The following is an 18,914-nucleotide window of genomic DNA, read 5'->3' on the forward strand; positions in this document are numbered from 1 at the left end:
GGGCCTGATCGCCTGGTCGTGACGCGCGCGGCGTCGCGCTACGACGCCGCTGTCGCCGCCGCCGTGCGGCAGCGGCCCAGCGCGGCGAGCTCCTCACCGACGGGCTGCCGCACGAGCCGGTCCGCCACGTCGGCCACCGACTCGCGCAGCCGCCTGCGGGCGGCGGCCGCGCGCCGGCGCGCCCCGACAGCGGCGGCCACCCGGCTCACGAGGGCGACCAGGATCCCGAGGAGCACCCCGCCGAGCACCATGAGCGTGGGCCAGGGAATGCGGAACGGGTCCACGCCCGCACCGTCGCCGTCGCCCGGTGACGCCCCGGGGAACACCACGTCCTCGCCGGTGGTCCACAACGGCACCGTCCAGACGGGCGTGGGCGGGGCCGGGAGCTGCAGGTACGCGAACCCGAACAGGACCGCCAGCCACACGAGGCCCGCGACGACCACCGCCAGCAGGAACCACTGCAGCGCGTTGACTGCCCGCCACCAGAGCGGGCGGCGGGCGGAGGCCAGCCGGGTGGTCGCCACGGCCTGGTCCAGGGCGTCCGGCAGGTCGTCGATCGCCGACTGGGCACGCTCGCGGGCGGCGAGCACCCACGTGTCGGCGACGCCGTCGGTCACGTCCTGGACGTAGCGCCGCACGGCTGACGACGCCGTCGAGCGCACCGCCGGCCTCGCCGACGGCAGGGACGTCCGCACCAGGTCCGGCCGGTCGGCGGGGGCCCTCCGGCCGCGGTCGCCCGTCCGCAGGCCCAGCCGTCGCAGCGGATCGCGCCGCAGCTGACCGATCCATCGCGTCACCGGCCAGCCGGTCGCCGCGTGCGCGTCACGGCGGGCCGACGCGCGGACCGCCTCCACGACCGTCGCCACCCCGGCGGCGTCCTCCAGGGCCACGAGCAGGGCCGTGCGGGCCCGCTCCCCGGCCCGCGCCGGCGGCGGCGGGCCGCACGCCGACACGACCCGCGCCGCCACCGCCCGCTCGTCGGCCGCGAGCCGCGCCGTCGCGGCCTCCCGCCGGGCCGCCGCATCGGCCAGCAGGCCGCGCAGCTCCTCGATCCCCTGACCCGTCTTCGCCGACACCGCCAGCACCCGCGCTCCGGACAGCCCGTCGTCGGCGACGAGCCTCCGCAGGTCCGCGAGCATCGCCTGCAGCTCCGCGGCGGAGAGCCGGTCCACCTGGTTCAGCGCCACGACCACCACGTCGCTCCGCCCGGCCAGCGGGCGCAGGAACCCCTCGTGCAGGGCGGCGTCCGCGTACTTCTGCGGGTCGACCACCCACACGAGCAGATCCGCGCGCTCCACCAGCCGCTCGGCGCGCACCCGGTGGTCCGTCACGACGGAGTCGTGGTCGGGCAGGTCCAGCAGGACGAGCCCGCTCACGTCGCCCGCCGGGGTCCGACGGCGGAACAGCCCGCGCAGCCCCCGGTGCTCCCGGTGCTCACCGCCGTGCTCGCCGGGCCCCACCTGCTCGCCGAGAGAGTGACTTCGTCCGACGAGCTCACTGTCTCGCGGGCCGGGACCCGCCGGGACAGTGAGCTCGTCGGACGAGGTCACTGTCTCGGGGTGGTCCTCCACCTCGCCCGCCGCCATGAGGTGACGGCGCGGCACCTCCAGCCAGTCGAGCAGCGGGTCCGCCCCGTCACCCCAGACGGCGGCGAGGGCGTGCGACGTCGTCGGACGCCGGACGCCCGGCACCGCCACCTCGCGGCCGACGACCGCGTTGAACACGGACGACTTGCCGGAACCCGTTGCCCCGGCGAGCGCCACGACCGTGTGCTCCGCCGACAGCCCGCCGCGCTCGCGGGCCCGGGTCACGACCGCGCGCACCTCCCCCAGCAGCCCCGGGTCGAGGCGGCCCTCGCCCTCGTCGGCGGCGGTCTCCAGGGCGGAGGTGCGCTCACCGAGGTCGAGCCGGCTCACTGCTCGCCCTCCGGGCGGTCGGCCGCCGGACGGTCACCCTCCGGCGCGCCAGCCGGCGGCGCGACAACCCGCGGCGCGCCAGCCCGCTCCGGCGCGGGCTCGTCGCCCAGACCGAACAGCCGCTTCCAGAACCCCGGCCGGCGCTCGGCCGCAGCCTCGACGGCGACCCCGCCGTCCCCGGAGCCGCGCGGCGACCCCGCCGGCCCGCCGGGCCCCGCCCCGCGCAGGGGGTGGACCGGTGCACCCGCGAGCACCGGGACGTCGTCGGCCACGGGCGCCCGCGACGCGCGCTCGAGCTCCGCCGCCGCCTCGACCTCACGGGCCGCGGCCCGCAGGCCGGAGCCGCCCGCCGCATCGGTGCCCAGGGCGTCCAGCTGCGCCGTGAACCGGGCGGCCTGGCCGTCCATCACCGCCTGCACGCGCGCGCGGAGGCGCTCGCGGGCCTGGACGGCGAGACGGCGCACGGCGTCCTCGCCGAACACCGCCTCGAGCAGCCGCTGGGCCAGAACGGCCGTGCCGCCCGCGATACCCACCTCGACGCCCGTGAGCCCGCCCGTGGAGGCGAACACGAAGACCATGAGCGCCACGCCCAGGCCATTCATGCCGAACGACAGCGCCCGCGCCGTGCCCCGCTTGGCGGCCCCCTGCTCGCTGACGAGCTGGAGGATGTCGCCCTGCCAGCCGCGGATCTGCTCGCCCACCTCGGCACGCAGCGACGCGGGCACGCGCGAGAGCCCGAGCCCTTCGAGCAGCGGCGCCCCGGCCGCGTCGCCGCGCCACGCCTGGAAGGAGCGCTCGGCGGCCTCCTCGGCGGCGTCGAGCACCACGGACTCCAGGCCGTGGGCGATCGCCTGCTCCACCTGCGGCACCTGCCGGGGCTTGCCCCGGAAGAAGGCGCTCATCGCGTCGCGGAACCGTCCGATCCCCTCCTCGACGGCCCGGTAGAACTCGCCGGTGCCCACGAAGTCCTGCCACCGGGCCAGCACCTCGCCGCGCAGGAGCGCGCCGTCCGACGTCGCGGCCTGGACGTGCGACACCGCGTCCGCGTAGGCGCGCTCCACCACGAGGCGCAGGCGGGCGTCGGCGGCCTCCTGGGCGTCGGCGGCGTCGGCCAGGTGCTCGGACCGGCGCACGAGGTCGTGCACCACGCCGTCGCGCGTGGCCACGATGACCCGTTCGCGCGCGCCCGCGTCGCCGCCCAGCCCGGTGAGCCACCGGGAGATCTCAGCCACCGCGGTCTCCGGCAGGAAGCCGCCGGTGAGTTCCGCCTCGGGCACCACGAACAGCGGCGCCTCGCCGAGCCCGTGCTCCGCCATCATGCCGCGCAGGTCGTCGGCGGTGGCCTCCGCGCCGGGGTCCACCCGGTCGAGCACCATCGCCACCTGCGCCGTGCGCGCCGACGCCTGCTTGAGGAGGTCCCACGGCACCGCGTCCGCGTAGCGGGCCGCGGTGGTGACGAACAGCCACAGGTCGGCCGCGCCGAGCAGCTGCGCGGCCAGCTCGCGGTTCGCCGTCTCGACGGAGTCGATGTCCGGGGCGTCCAGCAGCGCCAGCCCCCGCGGCAGCGCTTCGCTCGCCGTGAGGCGCAGGGTCCGGGTGGGCGGCAGATCGCCCCCCGTGCGGCCCGACGACGGCGCGGCTCCCCCGGGCGCCGTCGCCGGGGGCGCGCTCGCCGTGCCCGGGGAGCCCGAGGTGCGCGCCAGGCCCGGGAGCACGCGGTCGGTCGAGAACCACCGCTCGTCCAGCGGGTGGTGCACCAGCACGGGGGCCCGCGTGGTGGGCCGCAGCACGCCCGGCAGGCTGACACGCTCACCCAGCACCGAGTTCACGAGAGTGGACTTGCCTGCGCCGGTGGAACCGCCGACCACGACGAGCAGCGGCGCGCGCCGGGACCGCAGCCGCGGAAGGAGGTAGTCGTCGAGCTGGTCGAGGGAGCGCGCCTGGTCCGCGCGCGCGCCGTCGGCGCCGGTGGACTCCAGGGGCAGGCGCAGCGCCGCCAGCCGGGCGCGCAGCAGCTCGAGCGCGTCCACGAGAGCGTCGCCCCCGTCGACGTGCGCGGGCGGCGGGGGCGGCGGGACGTCGTCGGGCCTCGCGGTCATGCGGCTCAGTCTGCCGCAGGCGACGGGTCGCCGCCCGGGTGACCTCCCACGATGGTGCCCCAGGCACCATGCCGAGCCCTGACGATCAGTGCCCCAGCCGGCGCCGGAGCCACTCGATCACCACGTGCGCCTGCTCCCGCTGCAGCGACCGCAGGAAGGGGATGGTGGGCGGTGGCGGCTCCAGCGAGTCGCGGACGAGGTAGCCCGCGAGCGCAGCGAGGTAGGCGTTGACGGCGTCGTCGTCGGTGCCCGGCGGCAGCGGGTGGAGCGTCAGCAGCGCGTCCGGCGGCGGGCCGCCCTCGGCGTGCACGAAGCGCAGCAGGGTCACGAGGTCGACGAACGGCGCCCCCGTGCCGGCGCGGATCCAGTCCACCGCCATGCCCTCCGTGCCGGGGAGGGACGGGAGGAGGACCGTCGGGCGGCGGAGCGTCCCGTGCACCAGCCTGGTCCCCTGCATCGCCTCCGACGCCCCCGTCGCGAGGTCCGCCAGGTAGTCCATCCGCCCCGTCAGCCAGGTGGTGTACTCCGAGAGGCCGGGCGGCATCCGGTCCAGGAGGTCGACCCAGGAGTCGGGCGGCATCAGCGTCGCGACCGGGGGCAGCTCCGGGCCGCCCGGCGACTCGATGTCGGCCGCAGCACGCGCGACCCGCACCGCCCCGGCGATGTCCTCGAGGTCCCACGGCTCGCGCGCCATCCGGACCGGGCGCATCCCGTACCCGATGATGACCCAGGGGCCGTACGGGCCGAAGTCCTCGTCGACCACCCACCGGAAGTCCGGCGCGGGCGTCCCCTCGGGGAGCACCTGCGCCACCGCCGCCTCCCGCCGGTACATCTGCTGGGTCAGCGGGTCCTCGCCGCTGGCGGCCTTGATGAACAGCTGGCCGTCGAGCGTCTGCACCTGGAGGGCATAGCCGGCCATCATGCCGGACTCGCGGTTGCTCCAGGCCGTCACCCGGCCACCGAGCCGCTCCGCGATCCGCGCGCGCACAGCGAGCGGCATGTCCAGCCAACCGGGCCGTGGCTGTGCGTTCATGCCGGGCATGATGGCGGATCCGCGACGTGCGGGGCAAACCGCCTCAGTCCGGGCGCGGCCGGATCAGCCGAGGATTCTCGGCGGGCTCGACCACCAGGTCAGCCCGCGCGGAGCACCGCTGTGCCGGGGCCGGGCAGGGTCACCGTCCCGCCTTCCGGGTCGTAGCGCACCGCCTCCCAGGCGAGCAGCGTCTCGGGCTCGGACGCACCGGCCGGCAGGTCCAGCGGCACCGCGGCGCCGTCGGACAGCGCCACGACCACGTGCACGGCCCGCGCGCCACCGCGCGTCATGACCACCCACCCGTCGCCTGTCCGTACCGTGGTGGCCCGCCGGTCGCCCGAGGCCACCTCCGCCGCAGAGCGCCGCAGCCCCACCAGGTTCCGGTAGAAGCCCAGGAGCCGGGCGTGCTCGGGGGCCTCACGCTCGGACCAGTCCAGGCGCGACGCGGCGAACGTCTCCTCCGACTGCGGGTCCGGAACCTCGACCTCGTGGCCGTACAGCTCCGCCCACCCGTGCGTACCGAACTCCTCCGCCCGTCCGGCGCGCACCGCCTCCGCCAGCTCCGGCTCCTCGTGGTCGGTGAAGTAGCAGAACGGCGTCGTGGCGCCCCACTCCTCCCCCATGAACAGCATCGGCGTGCCCGGGCCCAGCAGCACCAGGGCGGCGCTCGCGGCGAGCAGGCCGCCCGGCAGCACGCGCGACGGCCGGTCGCCGAGCGCACGGTTGCCCACCTGGTCGTGGTCCTGCGAGAAGACCACGAAGCGGTGCCCGTCCACGTCCTCGGGGACCGGCGCGCCCCAGGGCCGGCCGCGGAAGGTGGACAGGCCGCCGTCGTGCACGAAGACCTCCGTCACCGCCTTGGCCAGCGTCTCCGGGGCGCCGAAGTCCACGTAGTAGCCCTGCCTCTCCCGCGTGAGGAGAGCGTGCAGGGCGTGGTGCAGGTCGTCGTCCCACTGGGCCGTCATGCCCAGGCCGGGGCGGCCGTCGAAGGTCTCGTCCGTGGGCGTGACCATCCGCGCGTCGTTGAGGTCCGACTCCGCCACCAGCGACAGCGGGCGGCCCACGTCCCGCTCGAGCGTGGCCACGGCGTCGGCCAGCTCGGCGAGCACGTGCCGCTCCGAGTCGTCGACGAGCGCGTGGACGGCGTCGAGCCGGAGCGCGTCCACGTGGAAGTCCCGCAGCCAGCGCAGCGCGTTGCCGACCACGAAGGCCCGCACCTCCGCGGAGCCCTCGTCGTCGAGGTTCACCGCCGCGCCCCACGGGGTGCGGTGCTTCTCCGTGAAGTACGGGCCGAACTCGCCCAGGTAGTTCCCCGACGGCCCCAGGTGGTTGTAGACCACGTCGAGGCACACGCCGAGCCCCCGGGCATGGGCGGCGTCGACGAACCGCTGCAGCGCCGCCGGCCCGCCGTACGGCTCGTGCACCGCCCACAGCGCGACGCCGTCGTACCCCCAGCCGTGCCGGCCCGGGAACGCGGCGACCGGCATGAGCTCCACGAGGTCCACGCCGAGGTCGACGAGGTGGTCCAGGCGGGCCACGGCCGCGTCGAGGGTGCCTTCGGGCGTGAACGTGCCGACGTGCAGCTCGTACACCACGGCGCCGAGCACGGACCTGCCCGACCAGGCCGAGTCGCTCCAGCGGTGTGCCGAAGCGTCGAACGTGCGGGACGGGCCGTGCACGCCGCCGGGCTGCCAGGGGCTGCGCGGGTCGGGCCGCGCTGGGCCGCCGTCGAGCGAGAACGCGTAGTCCGTCCCGGGCGTCAGCGGGTCGGGGCTGCGCCACCAGCCGCCGGTCTCGGCGGTCATCGGAGCCCGGGCGGCGTGGGAGCCGGGGCCGCCACCCGTCGGCAGCACCAGGTCCACGGCCCTGGCCGACGGCGCCCACACGCGCACGTGCTCAGCCATCGGCCGGCTCCGCCACCAGGAGCGCGACCGGCCAGGAGCCCAGCAGGTCGCCCAGGACCACGGCACCGCCGTCGTGCAGCCCCGGGGCGAGCCGCCCGCGCCAGCGGCCCTCGGGCAGCACGACCGTCGCGTCGGCGGCGACGCGGCCGGAGGCGCCGCCGTCGGAGGCGCCGCCGTCGGACAACCGCGTGGCGACCACGACCACCCGCGGCGCCCCCGCCTCCGTGCGCGCGAACGCCACGGCCCGCCCGGTCGTGACCGGGAGGGGCGCGTACCCGGCGTCGGGCCCGACGAACGCGCCGGGCACCTCCCGCCGCACCCGCAGGGCCGCCGCCGTCACGACGAGCTTCTCCTCGGCCAGGTCGGCGGGCGCCCGGCCCGCGTCGAGCGCGGCGAGCGTCCGGGCCAGCCCGGCGAGGTCCACGGGCCGCCGGTTGTCCGGGTCCACGAGCGACGTGCCGGTCACCTCCGTGCCCTGGTAGACGTCGGCCACGCCCGGGACCGTGAGCTGCAGCAGCTTGGTGGCGAGCACCGAGCGGCGCACCGTGGGCGTGACGCGCTCCACCCAGGCGGTGAGCTCGTCGCGCACCACGGGGTGCTCGAGCAGGGTGGTGGCGTAGCCGGTCATGCCCTCCTCGCGCGCGGTGTCGGGCGCCGTCCAGGTGGTCCAGGCCTTCTGCTCCCGTGCGGCCTTGACCAGGTAGGCCGTGAGGCGGCCGGCCTCGACGGGGCCGGCCGGGGTCCAGGTCCCGGCGAGCGTCTGCCACAACAGGTTCTCGGTGCGACCGTCGAGGTCGGCGGGCCGCTCCTCGGCTGTCGCCGCGCGCAGCCGGTGGACGAGCGCCGTCCAGGCGTCCGCGTGCGCCGCCAGCACACCGATCCGCGAGCGCACGTCCTCACCGCGCTTGGTGTCGTGGGTGGAGCCCGCCGTCAGGGTCGCCGGCCACGACGTCACGGTCTTCTGCGCGAACGCGTGCAGCTCGTCCGGTCCCACGCCGAAGCGCTGCGGCGCACCGCCCACCTCGCACAGGCTGACGAGGTGGGTCCAGCGGTAGTACGCCGTGTCCTCGACCCCCTTGGCCATGACCGCCCCGCACACCTGCGGGAAACGGACCACGAGCTCGGCCCGCCGCTCTTCGCCCTGCCGCCCCGCGCTGCCCACCTCGCGCCCGAGCAGCAGGTCGACCACGACGTCGAGCGTGTCGTGCCGGTCGGGGTCGAGGCGGGCGCGGGCCGCGTCGGCCGCCTCCGCCAGGACGCGCTCGGCCGCCGGTGGCGCGGGCTCGCCCGGCACCACGTACGCGCGGTAGCGCGGGAAGGCGACCAGCAGCTCCACCACGCACTCCTGGAGCGACCGGTACGTGTGGTCGCGGAGCCGCACGTCGTCGTGGCAGATCTCCGTGAGCAGGGAGGTGAGCCGGTGCACCTCGGCCTGAAGGGACGTCTCGACGATCTGCCGCTTGGCCTGCTCCACCACGGTCGGCAGGTCCGTGTGCTCCCCCGTGGTCGCCGCCATGAGCGCGGCGAGCGGGGCGGCGCCGTCGGGGTCCACCTGGAGCGCGTGCAGCCGCCAGGCGGTGTCGTAGCCGGTGGTGCCGGCGACCGGCCAGTCGTCCGGGAGGTCCTCGTCGCCCTCCAGGATCTTCTCGGCCACCACCCACGCACCGCCCGTCGCGTCGCGCAGCCGCCGGAGGTAGCCCCGCGGGTCGGCGAGACCGTCCGGGTGGTCGATCCGGAACCCGTCGATCACCCCGTTGTGGAACAGGTCGAGCAGCAGCGCGTGGGTCGCGTCGAACACGTCCGGGTCCTCCACCCGGATGGCCGCGAGGGTGCCCACGTCGAAGAACCGGCGGTAGTTCAGCTCCTCGTCGGCCACGCGCCAGTACGCGAGCCGGTAGTGCTGGCGGCCCACGAGCTCGGCGAGCGGCAGGTGCTCCGTCTCGGGCCGCACCGGGAAGACGTGGTCGTGGTACCGGAGCACCGCCTGCTCCCCCGCCTCGGGCTCGGTGGGGATGACCGCGCGGTCCAGCACGAGCTCGCCCGCGGCGAGGACCGTGCCGATGCGCGACCCGAGCACCGGCATGAGCAGGCCCTCCGGGTCGTCGGGGTCCACGTCGAACCACCGGGCGAACGGCGACGCCGGGCCATGACGCAGCACCGACCACAGCGCCCGGTTGTGCCAGGCCGGGGTCGGGACGGCCATGTGGTTGGGCACCACGTCGACCACCACGCCCATCCCGCGCCCGTGGGCGGTGGCCGCGAGCGCCTCGAGGCCCCCGCGGCCGCCCAGCTCCTCGCTGATCCGCGTGTGGTCCACCACGTCGTACCCGTGCGTGGAGCCCGGTGCGCCCTGCAGCACGGGCGAGAGGTAGAGGTCCGTGACGCCGAGCGTCTCCAGGTACGGCAGCGCCTTCTCGACGTCCGCGAACCCGAGGTCGGGTCCGAGCTGGAGCCGGTAGGTGCTCACCGGGGTGCGGCGGCCGGGGCCAGGCAGGTGCGGGTGCATGGCCCCCAGGCTCACACGGTCCCGGCGACCCCGCAGGACACGGCGCTGTCCCACGCCCCGCCTCACCGGCCGAGCCGCCGGCGCAGCCACGGGATGGCCGTCTCCGCCTGCACCCGCTGGAACGCGCGCAGGTGCGGGATGCCCGGCGGCGGTGGCTGGAGAGAGCCGCGGACGAAGTACGCCGCGAGGACCGCGACCCAGCAGGTCAGCGCCTCCGGCTCGGTCCCCGGGGGCAGGGGGTGCCGGGCCAGCACCTCCTCGGGCAGCGGGCCGCCCTCCGCCCGCACGGCCGGGAGCATGCCCGTCTGGTCCAGGAAGGCGGCGCCGCGTACGGCGTAGGGCCAGTCCACCGCCACGCTGCCCGACGCCGGTCCCGCGGCCGGGTGCACCGCCGCGCCTCCCCGCGGACTCGGGTGGGCGGGGATCCCGAGCAGGACGGCGTTGTCGCCCCGGAGGTCGCCGTGGACCAGGTGCGGGCCGCTGAATGCCTCGGCCTGCCGGGCGGGTGCCGCCAGGTCGGCGATCCGGTCGAGGTTCGCCGCGAACCACGGGTCGAAGGTGGCGAGACCTGCCGGTCGCTCGTCGGCGAGGAGTGCGACGTCCGCCCAGGCTGCGGGGAACTCCGGGATGGCGCCGCCCGCGGAGACCCTGTGCTCCGCGATGCGGTGGGCCAGTCGCTGCACCTCGGCGAGGTCGTCGGCGTCCCACGGCTCGGTCCGGGGCGGGCGACCCTCGACCGCGTCGAACGCGAGGGCGACCCAGGCGGTGTCGCCCCCTTCGCTGTGGGTCACCTCGCTGTGGGTATGGATGTGGCGTGAATTCGCGGCCGGATTGTCGCCACAGCCATACCCGCAACGGTGCTGGGGGGCGGAGCCCGGGACCTCCAGGTGCCAGCGGAGCCGCGGCGCCGGGACGCCGTCGGGCAGCGAGGCCGCCCGCTCGGCCTCGTCGCGGTAGAGCCGGGTCGCCACCTCGTGCGACGTGGCGACCGCCTTGACGAAGACGGGCCCGTCGGCGGTGCGCAGCGTCGAGGCGAGGCCCGGGGAGTAGCCGCCGTCGTGGCTGGTCCAGCCGGTCACCCGGGAGCCGAGCCGCGCCTCGACGGCCGTCCGGACGTGTTCGGGCAGGTCGGACCAGGTAGGACGCACACGGGTCATGGCCTGCATGCTGGCACACGCCTCCTCGCTGTGGGTACGCGAATGGTCGCCCTCCGGTGCCGGAGGGCGACCATTCGCGTACCCGGAGCGGGACGCCGGAGCGGGAGGGTCAGTCGCGCGTGAGCTTGCGGTACGTCACGCGGTGCGGGCGGGCCGCGTCGGCGCCGAGCCGCTCGATCTTGTTCTCCTCGTACGAGGCGAAGTTGCCCTCGAACCAGTACCAGTTCGCCGGGTTCTCCTCGGTGCCCTCGTACGCGAGGATGTGCGTGGCGACGCGGTCGAGGAACCACCGGTCGTGGGAGACCACCACGGCGCAGCCGGGGAACTCGAGCAGCGCGTTCTCCAGGGAGCCCAGGGTCTCCACGTCGAGGTCATTGGTGGGCTCGTCGAGGAGCAGCAGGTTGCCGCCCTGCTTGAGCGTCAGCGCCAGGTTCAGGCGGTTGCGCTCACCACCGGACAGCACCCCGGCCGGCTTCTGCTGGTCGGGACCCTTGAAACCGAAGGACGCGACGTACGCGCGCGACGGGATCTCGACGTTGCCCACCTTGATGAAGTCGAGCCCGTCGGACACGACCTCCCACAGCGTCTTCTTGGGGTCGATGCCGCCACGCGACTGGTCGACGTACGAGATCGACACCGTCTCGCCGACCTTCAGCTCGCCGCCGTCGAGCGGCTCGAGGCCGACGATCGTCTTGAAGAGCGTGGTCTTGCCGACGCCGTTGGGGCCGATGACGCCCACGATGCCGTTGCGCGGCAGCGTGAACGTGAGCCCGTCGATGAGCTGGCGGTCGCCGAAGCCCTTCTGCAGGTTCTTGGCCTCCAGCACCAGCGAGCCCAGACGCGGGCCGGCCGGGATCTGGATCTCCTCGAAGTCGAGCTTGCGCGTGCGCTCCGCCTCGGCGGCCATCTCCTCGTAGCGAGCGAGACGTGCCTTCGACTTCACCTGGCGGCCCTTGGCGTTGGACCGCACCCACTCGAGCTCCTCCTTGAGGCGCTTCGCGAGCTTGGCGTCCTTCTTGCCCTGGACCTGGAGACGCTCGCCCTTCTTCTCGAGGTAGGTCGAGTAGTTGCCCTCGTACGGGTACAGGCGGCCACGGTCGACCTCGCAGATCCACTCCGCGACGTGGTCGAGGAAGTACCGGTCGTGGGTGACGGCCAGGATGGCGCCGGCGTACGACGACAGGTGCTGCTCCAGCCAGAGCACCGACTCGGCGTCCAGGTGGTTGGTGGGCTCGTCGAGGAGCAGCAGGTCGGGCTTCTGCAGCAGGAGCTTGCACAGCGCGACCCGGCGGCGCTCACCACCGGAGAGGACGCTCACGTCGGCGTCCGGCGGCGGGCAGCGGAGCGCGTCCATGGCCTGCTCGAGCTGGGTGTCGAGGTCCCAGGCGTCGGCCGCGTCGATGGCCTCCTGGAGGGTGCCCATCTCCGCGAGGAGCGTGTCGAAGTCGGCGTCCGGCTCGGCCATCAGCGCCGAGATCTCGTTGAAGCGGTCGAGCTTGCCCTTGATCTCCGCGACGCCTTCCTCGACGTTGCCGAGGACGGTCTTCTCCTCGTTCAGCGGCGGCTCCTGCAGCAGGATGCCCACCGAGTAGCCCGGGGACAGGCGGGCCTCGCCGTTCGACGGCTGGTCCAGGCCCGCCATGATCTTCAGGATCGTCGACTTGCCGGCGCCGTTGGGGCCGACGACGCCGATCTTGGCGCCGGGCAAGAAGTTGAGCGACACGTCGTCGAGGATGACCTTGTCGCCGTGCGCCTTGCGCGCCTTGTACATGGAGTAGATGAACTCAGCCACTGCCTGTGATCCACCGTTCACTGGGGAGGAGGTCGGTATCGCCCGCCGCGCCCGCGGCACGGATTCCGTGCACCGCGGTCACGAGTGACGCGGTGCCGGCGGCCGCCGCGGCGCGGCGGGCGTCGTCGGTCCCCCAGCCTACGCGGTCCGCCGCCCGGCGCGCCCTGCGCGACCGGTCACGTCGCCCTCGACGCTGTCGTCCTCGTCACCGCCGGTGGCGTCAGCGGCGTCGGGCAGGTCTCCACCGACCTCGCCCGCGTCCTCCCCGAGGTCGGCGGGCTCGCCCGCGCCGTCCACCCGCCACGGGTCCGCCGAGCCGTCCTGCCCCTCGGTGAGCCCGCTGCCTGCCGGGCCCCCGACCACGGTGACCTGGACGCCGCGGGCGGCCGCGCCGTCGTCGGGCAGCGCGCCGTCCGGGGCCGGGGCCTGCGTGGTGACGATGCGCGTGAAGCGCGCCGTGCCACGCGTGACGTCGGGGCCGACGGACGAGGCCAGCACCACGAGGGTGGTGCGCTGCTGGTTGTCGGGGCCCTCCCACTGCTCGACCGCGAGGCGCCCGTGCACCAGGACCGGGTCACCCTTGTCGATGGACCCGGCCACGTTGCGGCCGGCCTCCCGCCACGCCTTGACCGTGAACCAGATGGTCGGGCCGTCGGCCCACTCCCCCGTGGCGCGGTTGATCACGCGCCGCGTGCTCCCGACACGGAACGAGGTCCACTCGGCCCCCGTGGCCGCCGACCGGTACACGACCGGCCTGGTGCCGACATAGCCGGTCACGGTCACCATCACGTCGCTCATCTGTACCCCCTGGGTCCGGGCCCGCGCTTCCCGCCGGCCGTCCGGTCCCAGCCTCAGGGACGGAGCACGCGCTCCGCAGGGAGGGAGACGGTGCCTGGGGACGGAACTGCCAGATGGGCCCCTGTGGTCGGCCTCGGAGCCAGCTCCAGCGGTGCGGAGGGGCTGTCGTCGCGTGCGGCCTGTGCCAGCTCACGCACCTGGCGGTGCTCGTCGAGCAGGCGCTGCGTCGGTTCGCCGAGCGTCTTGGCGAGCACGCGCGCCACCGCCGCGTGACCGGTCGCCAGGACCGCCTGCTCGCGGCGCCGCGCCAGGGTGCGGCGCACCTGCAGCCGCACCACGAACAGCACGAGCGCGGCCACCGCCGCCACGACGGCGACGACCCCGAGGACCGTCGTCAGCGCGTCGTCGACCAGCAGGACCCCGGTGGCCGCGAGCACCGTCAGCACCCCGAAGAGCACGGCGAGCCCCGCCACCACGATCGCGAGCCGCTTGGTGACCGGGGCCGACGCCGGACCACGCGTGTCGAGCGCGACCCCCCGCAGGGCCGCGGCGACGTGCCCGCCGATCGTCTCGGCGCTCGCGACGGACTCCGCGAGCGACCGCTGCCACCCGGGCTTCAGGGCCTCGCCCGCGGCGGTGAGCCACCGGGACCGCGACAAGGCGATCGCGTCGGGGTCCGGGCTCGGGAACTCCGGGCGGCCGTAGCCGTTCCGCACGGCGGCCCCCACCTGCCGTGCCACCGCGTCGAGCCCGGCGGCCTCCGCGAGGGCGTCCACCTCACGCTCGACCGCCGCGTCCGTGTGCCAGGGCACCTCGGCAGGCGTCTCGCCGAGCAGCAGCCGCGCCGCCGCGTCGATCTCGCCCGCCGCCCGCCCGGCCGCCACCGACCGGCGCGCCACGACACGCTCGAGGAGCTCGCGCAGGTCGTCCAGGCCCGCGCCCGTCCGCGCGGACACCGGCAGGACGGGCACGCCCTCGAGCCCGTCGTCGCGCAGCAGACGGTGCACGTCGCCCAGGAGGGTCTCGCGCTGGCCCGTCGGGACGGTGTCGACCTGGTTGAGCGCCACGACCATCGAGGCCTCGAGGCCCACGGAGTCACGCAGGTAGCCGGAGTGCAGCGCGTCGTCGGCATACTTCTGCGGGTCCACCACCCAGACGAGCAGGTCGACCAGCGGAAGCACCCGGTCCACGATCTCGCGGTGCCCCGGCGCCACCGAGTCGTGGTCGGGGAGGTCCAGGAGCACGAGTCCCGCCAGCGACTCCTCGCCCACGGCGTCGAGCTCGCCCGCCCGGGTGATCCGCCGCTCGCGCTCCACGCCGAGCCAGTCGAGGAGCTCCGTCGCCCCGTCGCTCCACGCGCAGGCGGTGACCTTCGCTGTGGTGGGCCGCTTGACCCCCACGTCGGCGAAGGTCAGCCGGGAGATCTTGTTGAACAGGCTCGACTTGCCGGACCCGGTGCCGCCCGCGAGCGCCACCACCGTGTGGTCCACGCCGAGCACCAGGCGCTCACGCACGCTCGCGACCGCCGTCGCCACCCGTCCGAACACGCCGTCGTCGAGGCGGGAGCCCGCGATCTGCAGGGCTCTGGCCAGGTCCTCGGTGCGTGCGCGAAGGATGGCGTCCTGGCTGGTCATGTCAGCCTCCTCAGCTCGGCGAGCCGAACACGCAGCGGTGCGGCCGCGTCGTCGGCGAGGGCGGGGACCTCAAGGGCACTCTGGACAGAACGGGCCTCTTCCGCAACCGCAGCGGCGGCTCTGTCGGCCAGATCACCCCGCAGAGCAGCCACCGCGTCGGCCGCGGTGTCGCCCAGCACACGGTCCAGGAGGCGCTCGGCGTCCGCGTTGCCCACCGCGGCGGCGAGCAGCAGCGCGGCCAGCCCGGACTCTCCGAACGCCTTGCGCGCGCCCTCGGCCCGGGGAGCCGCGTCCAGGTCGGGGACCTGGTGGACGTAGCCGTTCGAGTGCTCGTCGCCCGCGACGTCGTTCGCCGCTCCCGGGGCGGGCGGAGCGCCCAGGGCTGCCGCGACGTCGTCAGCGAGCCGGGACCACTCGCCCACCGAACCCTTGGCCCAGACCTCGCGCCGTGCGCCGCGCTCCCTGCCGGGCGGCACCACCGCCGACCCGCCGGGAGGCGCTCCCGGGCCCGCGAGCGCCGCGCGCAGCCGCTCCTCGGCGCGTGCCGAGGCGGCCACCAGCGCGCGCTCCGCCGCCGCCTCGACCTCGGTCCGGAGGCCGCCGAGCGCCTGCTCCCGGGCGCGGCCGGCCCGGCGGCTGCTGCGGGCGACCCCGTCCTTGACGACCACCCGCTCCAGGGCCGCGGTGCTGACCAGCTCGGACCAGCGGGCCGCGACGGACGTCCCTCCGGCGGTCCCCGCCGTGACCGTGCGGCGGGCCGACCCCGCGGCGTCGGGCACCACCATGTCGACCGTGTGCCGGAGCCGGCGGGCGGCGTCCCCCTGCTCCTCGACGGCGTCGGCGAGGGTCGTGACCCAGTCGGGCAGGGCGCCGAGCGCGCCCTTGAGGGTGCGCAGGATGACGGTGCGCGAGCGGTCCGGGCCGGCGAGGAGCGTGAGCCAGCGGAGCACCGGCGCCACGAGGGCGGGTTCCAGCATCCCCTCGTGCGGCCCGACGTCCGGGACCACGAAGAGCGGCACGTCCGTCATGCCGTGCTCGCGCAGGCGGGCGGACAGGTCGCCGCGCACCGTCGTCAGCGTCTCCCGGGGCACGCGGTTCAGCACCATCGCCACGCTCGCGCCGCGTTCCTTGGCCCGGCCCAGCGCCTGCCAGGGCAGGGCGTCGCCGTAGCGGGCCGCCGTGGTGACGAAGAGCCACAGGTCGGCCGCCTCCAGCAGCTGGTGGGCGGTGGTGCGGTTCGCCGACAGGAACGAGTCGAGGTCCGGGGCGTCGAGCAGCGCCGTGCCGCGCGGGACGCGGGTGTGGTGCACGATGCGCGCCAGCTCCGTCACCGGGCCCGGCTTCAGCACCTCCGCGTCGTGCGGGTGGACGGCGAGCACCGGCTCCCGGGTGGTGGGGCGGAGCACGCCCGCGTCGGACACCTCCTCGCCGAGCATGGAGTTGAAGAGCGTGGACTTCCCGGCACCGGTGGAGCCCGCGACCACCACCATGGCGGGGCTGGAGAGCTCGGCCAGGCGGGGCAGCAGGTGCTCGTCGAGCTGGGCGAGGAGCCGCTTGCGAGAGGCCTCCGCCTCCTCCGAGCCGTCGATCGGCAGCGGCAGCGCTGCCGCGGCGACGTCCCGTCGGAGGTCACGCACCACGTCGTGGACGGTGAAGCCCAGCTGGTCCGCGATGTCGGGGTCCACGCCGCCACGACGGCCGAGGGCTGCGTTGCGGGTTCCCAGGTTCACGGCTTCATCCTGATAGGTCCGGATGGTTATGCCAACCGGGAGGCGGGGAATCTGGGGTTCGATGTGTGTTTCTGCGGGATCAGTCCCGTCCGTGATGACGCGAGACACCTCGGGACGATGTCCCGCGTCATCACCTGCGTGCCCCGGGAGGGACTCGAACCCCCGACCGGGAGATTAGAAGGCTCCTGCTCTATCCGCTGAGCTACCGGGGCAGCACGTCACATCGTAGCTATCGGTCGGGACCGGGCGGGATCACGGCCACGCGGCGAGCAGGTTCCCGTCGGCGCCCAACCTTCATCCACCCCGCCGGGCACCACTGGGCTCCCCCGCGCGTTGACCTGCCAGAACCCGGCCTCGGCCGGCCGCACCAGGGGAGAAGTCCCCAGCTCTGGACGGTCCGCCGCGGCTATACTCGCGGCACGATCGGCCGCACGACCGGAGGATCATCGATGACCGAGGCAGCACCCGCTCCGCTCGAGCCGCCCGCGCCCACGCTGGTGCTCACGGCCCCCGACCCGGTCGCGCCCGTCGCGGCGACGAAGGCCCCGGCGATGGCCCCCAAGGTGGACGCCGCCGTCGCGCCTGCGCTGGACAAGAAGGTCGCCACGTATCTGGACGGGCTGCTGTCGAGCGACACCCGCTCCCCCGAGTTCGCCGCCCGGGCCGACGACGTGCGGACCATGGGCGACCAGGACATCCGCCAGGCCGCCGACTCGTCGAACCGCCTGCTCCAGACGCCCGTCAAGGCGCTCAAGGAGGGCGGCCTCGCCGACGGCTCCAAGGTGGGCCAGACCCTCCTCGAGCTGCGCCGCACCGTCGAGGACCTCGACCCGTCCGAGGCGAGCGTCGGCAAGAAGCTGCTCGGCATCATCCCGTTCGGCGACAAGATCCAGGACTACTTCCGCCGCTACGAGTCGGCGCAGACCCAGCTCAACGCCATCATCCAGGCCCTCTACAACGGGCAGGACGAGCTGCGCAAGGACAACGCCGCGCTGAACCTGGAGAAGCAGAACCTCTGGGACACGATGGCCCGGCTCAACCAGTACATCTACGTGGCCGAGCGGCTCGACGCGCAGCTGAGCGCCAAGATCGCGGAGATCCAGGTCGCCGACCCCGACAAGGCCAAGGCCCTCTCGGAGGACGTCCTGTTCTACGTGCGTCAGAAGCACCAGGACCTGCTCACCCAGCTCGCGGTCTCGATCCAGGGCTACCTCGCGATCGACATCATCATCAAGAACAACCTGGAGCTGGTGAAGGGCGTGGACCGCGCCACCACCACGACCGTCTCGGCGCTCCGCACGGCGGTCATCGTGGCCCAGGCCCTCGCGAACCAGAAGCTGGTCCTGGACCAGATCGGCGCGCTCAACACCACCACGTCGAACATGATCGCCGCCACGTCGAAGATGCTGGCCGACCAGTCCGCGAGCATCCAGGAGCAGGCAGCGAGCGCGACGATCGGCCTGCCGCAGCTGCAGGCGGCGTTCCAGAACATCTACGCCACCATGGACTCGATCAGCGACTTCAAGACGCGCGCCCTCGACTCCATGTCGCAGACGATCGGCGTGCTCCAGACGGAGACCGCCAAGTCGCAGGAGTACCTGGAGCGGGCCCGCCGCTCGAGCACCGAGGGTGTCGCGAGCGGCTCCCTCGACCTGAACCAGCTCTGAGGGGGACCGCTCGCGCATGGGATGGCTGGATGAGTTCTTCGGCCGGCTGTCCGGCACCGAGCCGAGCAGCACCACGCCGGAGCCGGGCGTCCCGGCTCCGCCCACCACGGACGACCTGCTGGCCGCCGTCGACGCGGTCGAGGCCCGGGTGGCCGCCAGCGTCCCCTCGGTGATCACGGCACGCGTGCGCCGCGTGGCCGCGGTGGTCCACGAGATGGCGCCTCGCCTCGACCGGCTGGGTGCCGGCTCGCAGCAGGCGCACACGGTCGTGGCGACGGCGACGAGCTACCTGCCCGAGGCCGTGAACAACTACGCGCGCCTTCCGCGGGAGTTCGCGAACACACGGCCCGTCAACGGCGCCAAGCCGGCGCTGTACGTCCTCTGCGACCAGCTCGACCTGCTGACGAACGTGCTGGGCCGGATCTCCGACGCCGTCTCCCGCCAGGACGCGGTGGCGCTCGTGGCGCACGGCATGTTCCTCCAGGAGAAGTTCGGCAGCTCGGGGCTCTCCCTGCCCTCGCTGCCGACGCCGCCGCAGCCGGGCACGGGCTCGGGGGACGACGACGGCTCCGCCCTCCGCCCGCCGGAGCCGACGCAGTGACGCGACGAGGTGTGCGCGCCAGGCTGCTTCCAGGATCGTCTGCGGCCTCTTCCGCGGCTCTGGAAGCAGTCTCGCGC

General features: G+C 74.9%; 12 protein-coding genes and 1 tRNA gene. 2 read left to right on the forward strand and 11 right to left on the reverse strand.

Features of this window, described 5'->3' with window-relative positions:
• Positions 1-38: 38 nt before the first annotated feature.
• From AC060K_RS12945 to AC060K_RS12995, 11 genes are all read right to left on the reverse strand, one after another.
• Positions 39-1,916, reverse strand: a complete 1,878-nt coding sequence (locus AC060K_RS12945) for a GTP-binding protein HSR1 (protein WP_483765806.1) — start codon at positions 1,914-1,916, stop codon at positions 39-41.
• Positions 1,913-4,015, reverse strand: a complete 2,103-nt coding sequence (locus AC060K_RS12950; protein ID WP_483765807.1) for a dynamin family protein — start codon at positions 4,013-4,015, stop codon at positions 1,913-1,915. Before AC060K_RS12950 ends, AC060K_RS12945 begins: the two co-directional genes overlap by 4 nt.
• A gap of 85 nt (positions 4,016-4,100) precedes the next feature.
• Positions 4,101-5,048 (reverse strand): hypothetical protein, encoded by a 948-nt coding sequence (locus AC060K_RS12955; RefSeq protein WP_483765808.1) that lies wholly within the window; start codon positions 5,046-5,048, stop codon positions 4,101-4,103.
• A 98-nt stretch (positions 5,049-5,146) separates the two neighbouring features.
• The gene (treZ, locus tag AC060K_RS12960; RefSeq protein ID WP_483765809.1) at positions 5,147-6,952 is read right to left on the reverse strand and encodes a malto-oligosyltrehalose trehalohydrolase; all 1,806 of its coding nucleotides are present in this window, start codon (positions 6,950-6,952) and stop codon (positions 5,147-5,149) included.
• Entirely contained in the window at positions 6,945-9,458 is a 2,514-nt protein-coding gene (gene treY, locus AC060K_RS12965) for a malto-oligosyltrehalose synthase (RefSeq protein WP_483765810.1), read from the reverse strand. The genes treZ and treY overlap by 8 nt, the downstream gene beginning before the upstream one ends.
• 62 nt (positions 9,459-9,520) lie before the next feature.
• On the reverse strand, positions 9,521-10,615 hold the full coding sequence (locus AC060K_RS12970) for a hypothetical protein (protein WP_483765811.1): 1,095 nt from the start codon (positions 10,613-10,615) through the stop codon (positions 9,521-9,523).
• Positions 10,616-10,724: 109 nt separating this feature from the next.
• Positions 10,725-12,407, reverse strand: a complete 1,683-nt coding sequence (ettA, locus tag AC060K_RS12975) for an energy-dependent translational throttle protein EttA (protein ID WP_483765812.1) — start codon at positions 12,405-12,407, stop codon at positions 10,725-10,727.
• 138 nt (positions 12,408-12,545) lie between these two features.
• The gene (locus AC060K_RS12980) at positions 12,546-13,205 is read right to left on the reverse strand and encodes a single-stranded DNA-binding protein (RefSeq protein ID WP_483765813.1); all 660 of its coding nucleotides are present in this window, start codon (positions 13,203-13,205) and stop codon (positions 12,546-12,548) included.
• Positions 13,206-13,258: 53 nt separating this feature from the next.
• Positions 13,259-14,839, reverse strand: coding sequence for a GTP-binding protein (locus tag AC060K_RS12985; RefSeq protein WP_483765814.1), 1,581 nt, complete (start codon positions 14,837-14,839; stop codon positions 13,259-13,261).
• Positions 14,836-16,569 carry a GTPase gene (locus tag AC060K_RS12990; protein WP_483765815.1) on the reverse strand — a complete coding sequence of 578 codons (1,734 nt, stop codon included), beginning with the start codon at positions 16,567-16,569 and terminating at the stop codon, positions 14,836-14,838. Before AC060K_RS12990 ends, AC060K_RS12985 begins: the two co-directional genes overlap by 4 nt.
• A 139-nt stretch (positions 16,570-16,708) precedes the next feature.
• Positions 16,709-16,781, reverse strand: a tRNA-Arg gene (locus AC060K_RS12995).
• A 237-nt stretch (positions 16,782-17,018) separates the two neighbouring features.
• On the opposite strand from AC060K_RS12995, the gene AC060K_RS13000 reads away from it, so the two are divergent.
• Both AC060K_RS13000 and AC060K_RS13005 read left to right on the forward strand, forming a co-directional pair.
• Positions 17,019-18,236, forward strand: coding sequence for a toxic anion resistance protein (locus AC060K_RS13000; protein ID WP_483765816.1), 1,218 nt, complete (start codon positions 17,019-17,021; stop codon positions 18,234-18,236).
• Positions 18,237-18,252: 16 nt separating this feature from the next.
• On the forward strand, positions 18,253-18,837 hold the full coding sequence (locus tag AC060K_RS13005) for a hypothetical protein (protein WP_483765817.1): 585 nt from the start codon (positions 18,253-18,255) through the stop codon (positions 18,835-18,837).
• Positions 18,838-18,914: the final 77 nt, after the last annotated feature.

The organism is Antribacter sp. NEAU-D49, assembly GCF_057158775.1.

Bases quoted from the DNA above. Each gene is read 5' to 3' on its own strand.
- AC060K_RS13005 (WP_483765817.1), top strand. From the start codon at position 18,253: ATGGGATGGCTGGATGAGTTCTTCGGCCGGCTGTCCGGCACCGAGCCG.
- AC060K_RS12985 (WP_483765814.1), bottom strand. From the start codon at position 14,839: ATGACCAGCCAGGACGCCATCCTTCGCGCACGCACCGAGGACCTGGCC.
- AC060K_RS12955 (WP_483765808.1), bottom strand. From the start codon at position 5,048: ATGAACGCACAGCCACGGCCCGGTTGGCTGGACATGCCGCTCGCTGTG.
- treY (WP_483765810.1), bottom strand. From the start codon at position 9,458: ATGCACCCGCACCTGCCTGGCCCCGGCCGCCGCACCCCGGTGAGCACC.
- treZ (WP_483765809.1), bottom strand. From the start codon at position 6,952: ATGGCTGAGCACGTGCGCGTGTGGGCGCCGTCGGCCAGGGCCGTGGAC.
- AC060K_RS13000 (WP_483765816.1), top strand. From the start codon at position 17,019: ATGACCGAGGCAGCACCCGCTCCGCTCGAGCCGCCCGCGCCCACGCTG.
- AC060K_RS12970 (WP_483765811.1), bottom strand. From the start codon at position 10,615: ATGACCCGTGTGCGTCCTACCTGGTCCGACCTGCCCGAACACGTCCGG.
- AC060K_RS12950 (WP_483765807.1), bottom strand. From the start codon at position 4,015: ATGACCGCGAGGCCCGACGACGTCCCGCCGCCCCCGCCGCCCGCGCAC.
- AC060K_RS12980 (WP_483765813.1), bottom strand. From the start codon at position 13,205: ATGAGCGACGTGATGGTGACCGTGACCGGCTATGTCGGCACCAGGCCG.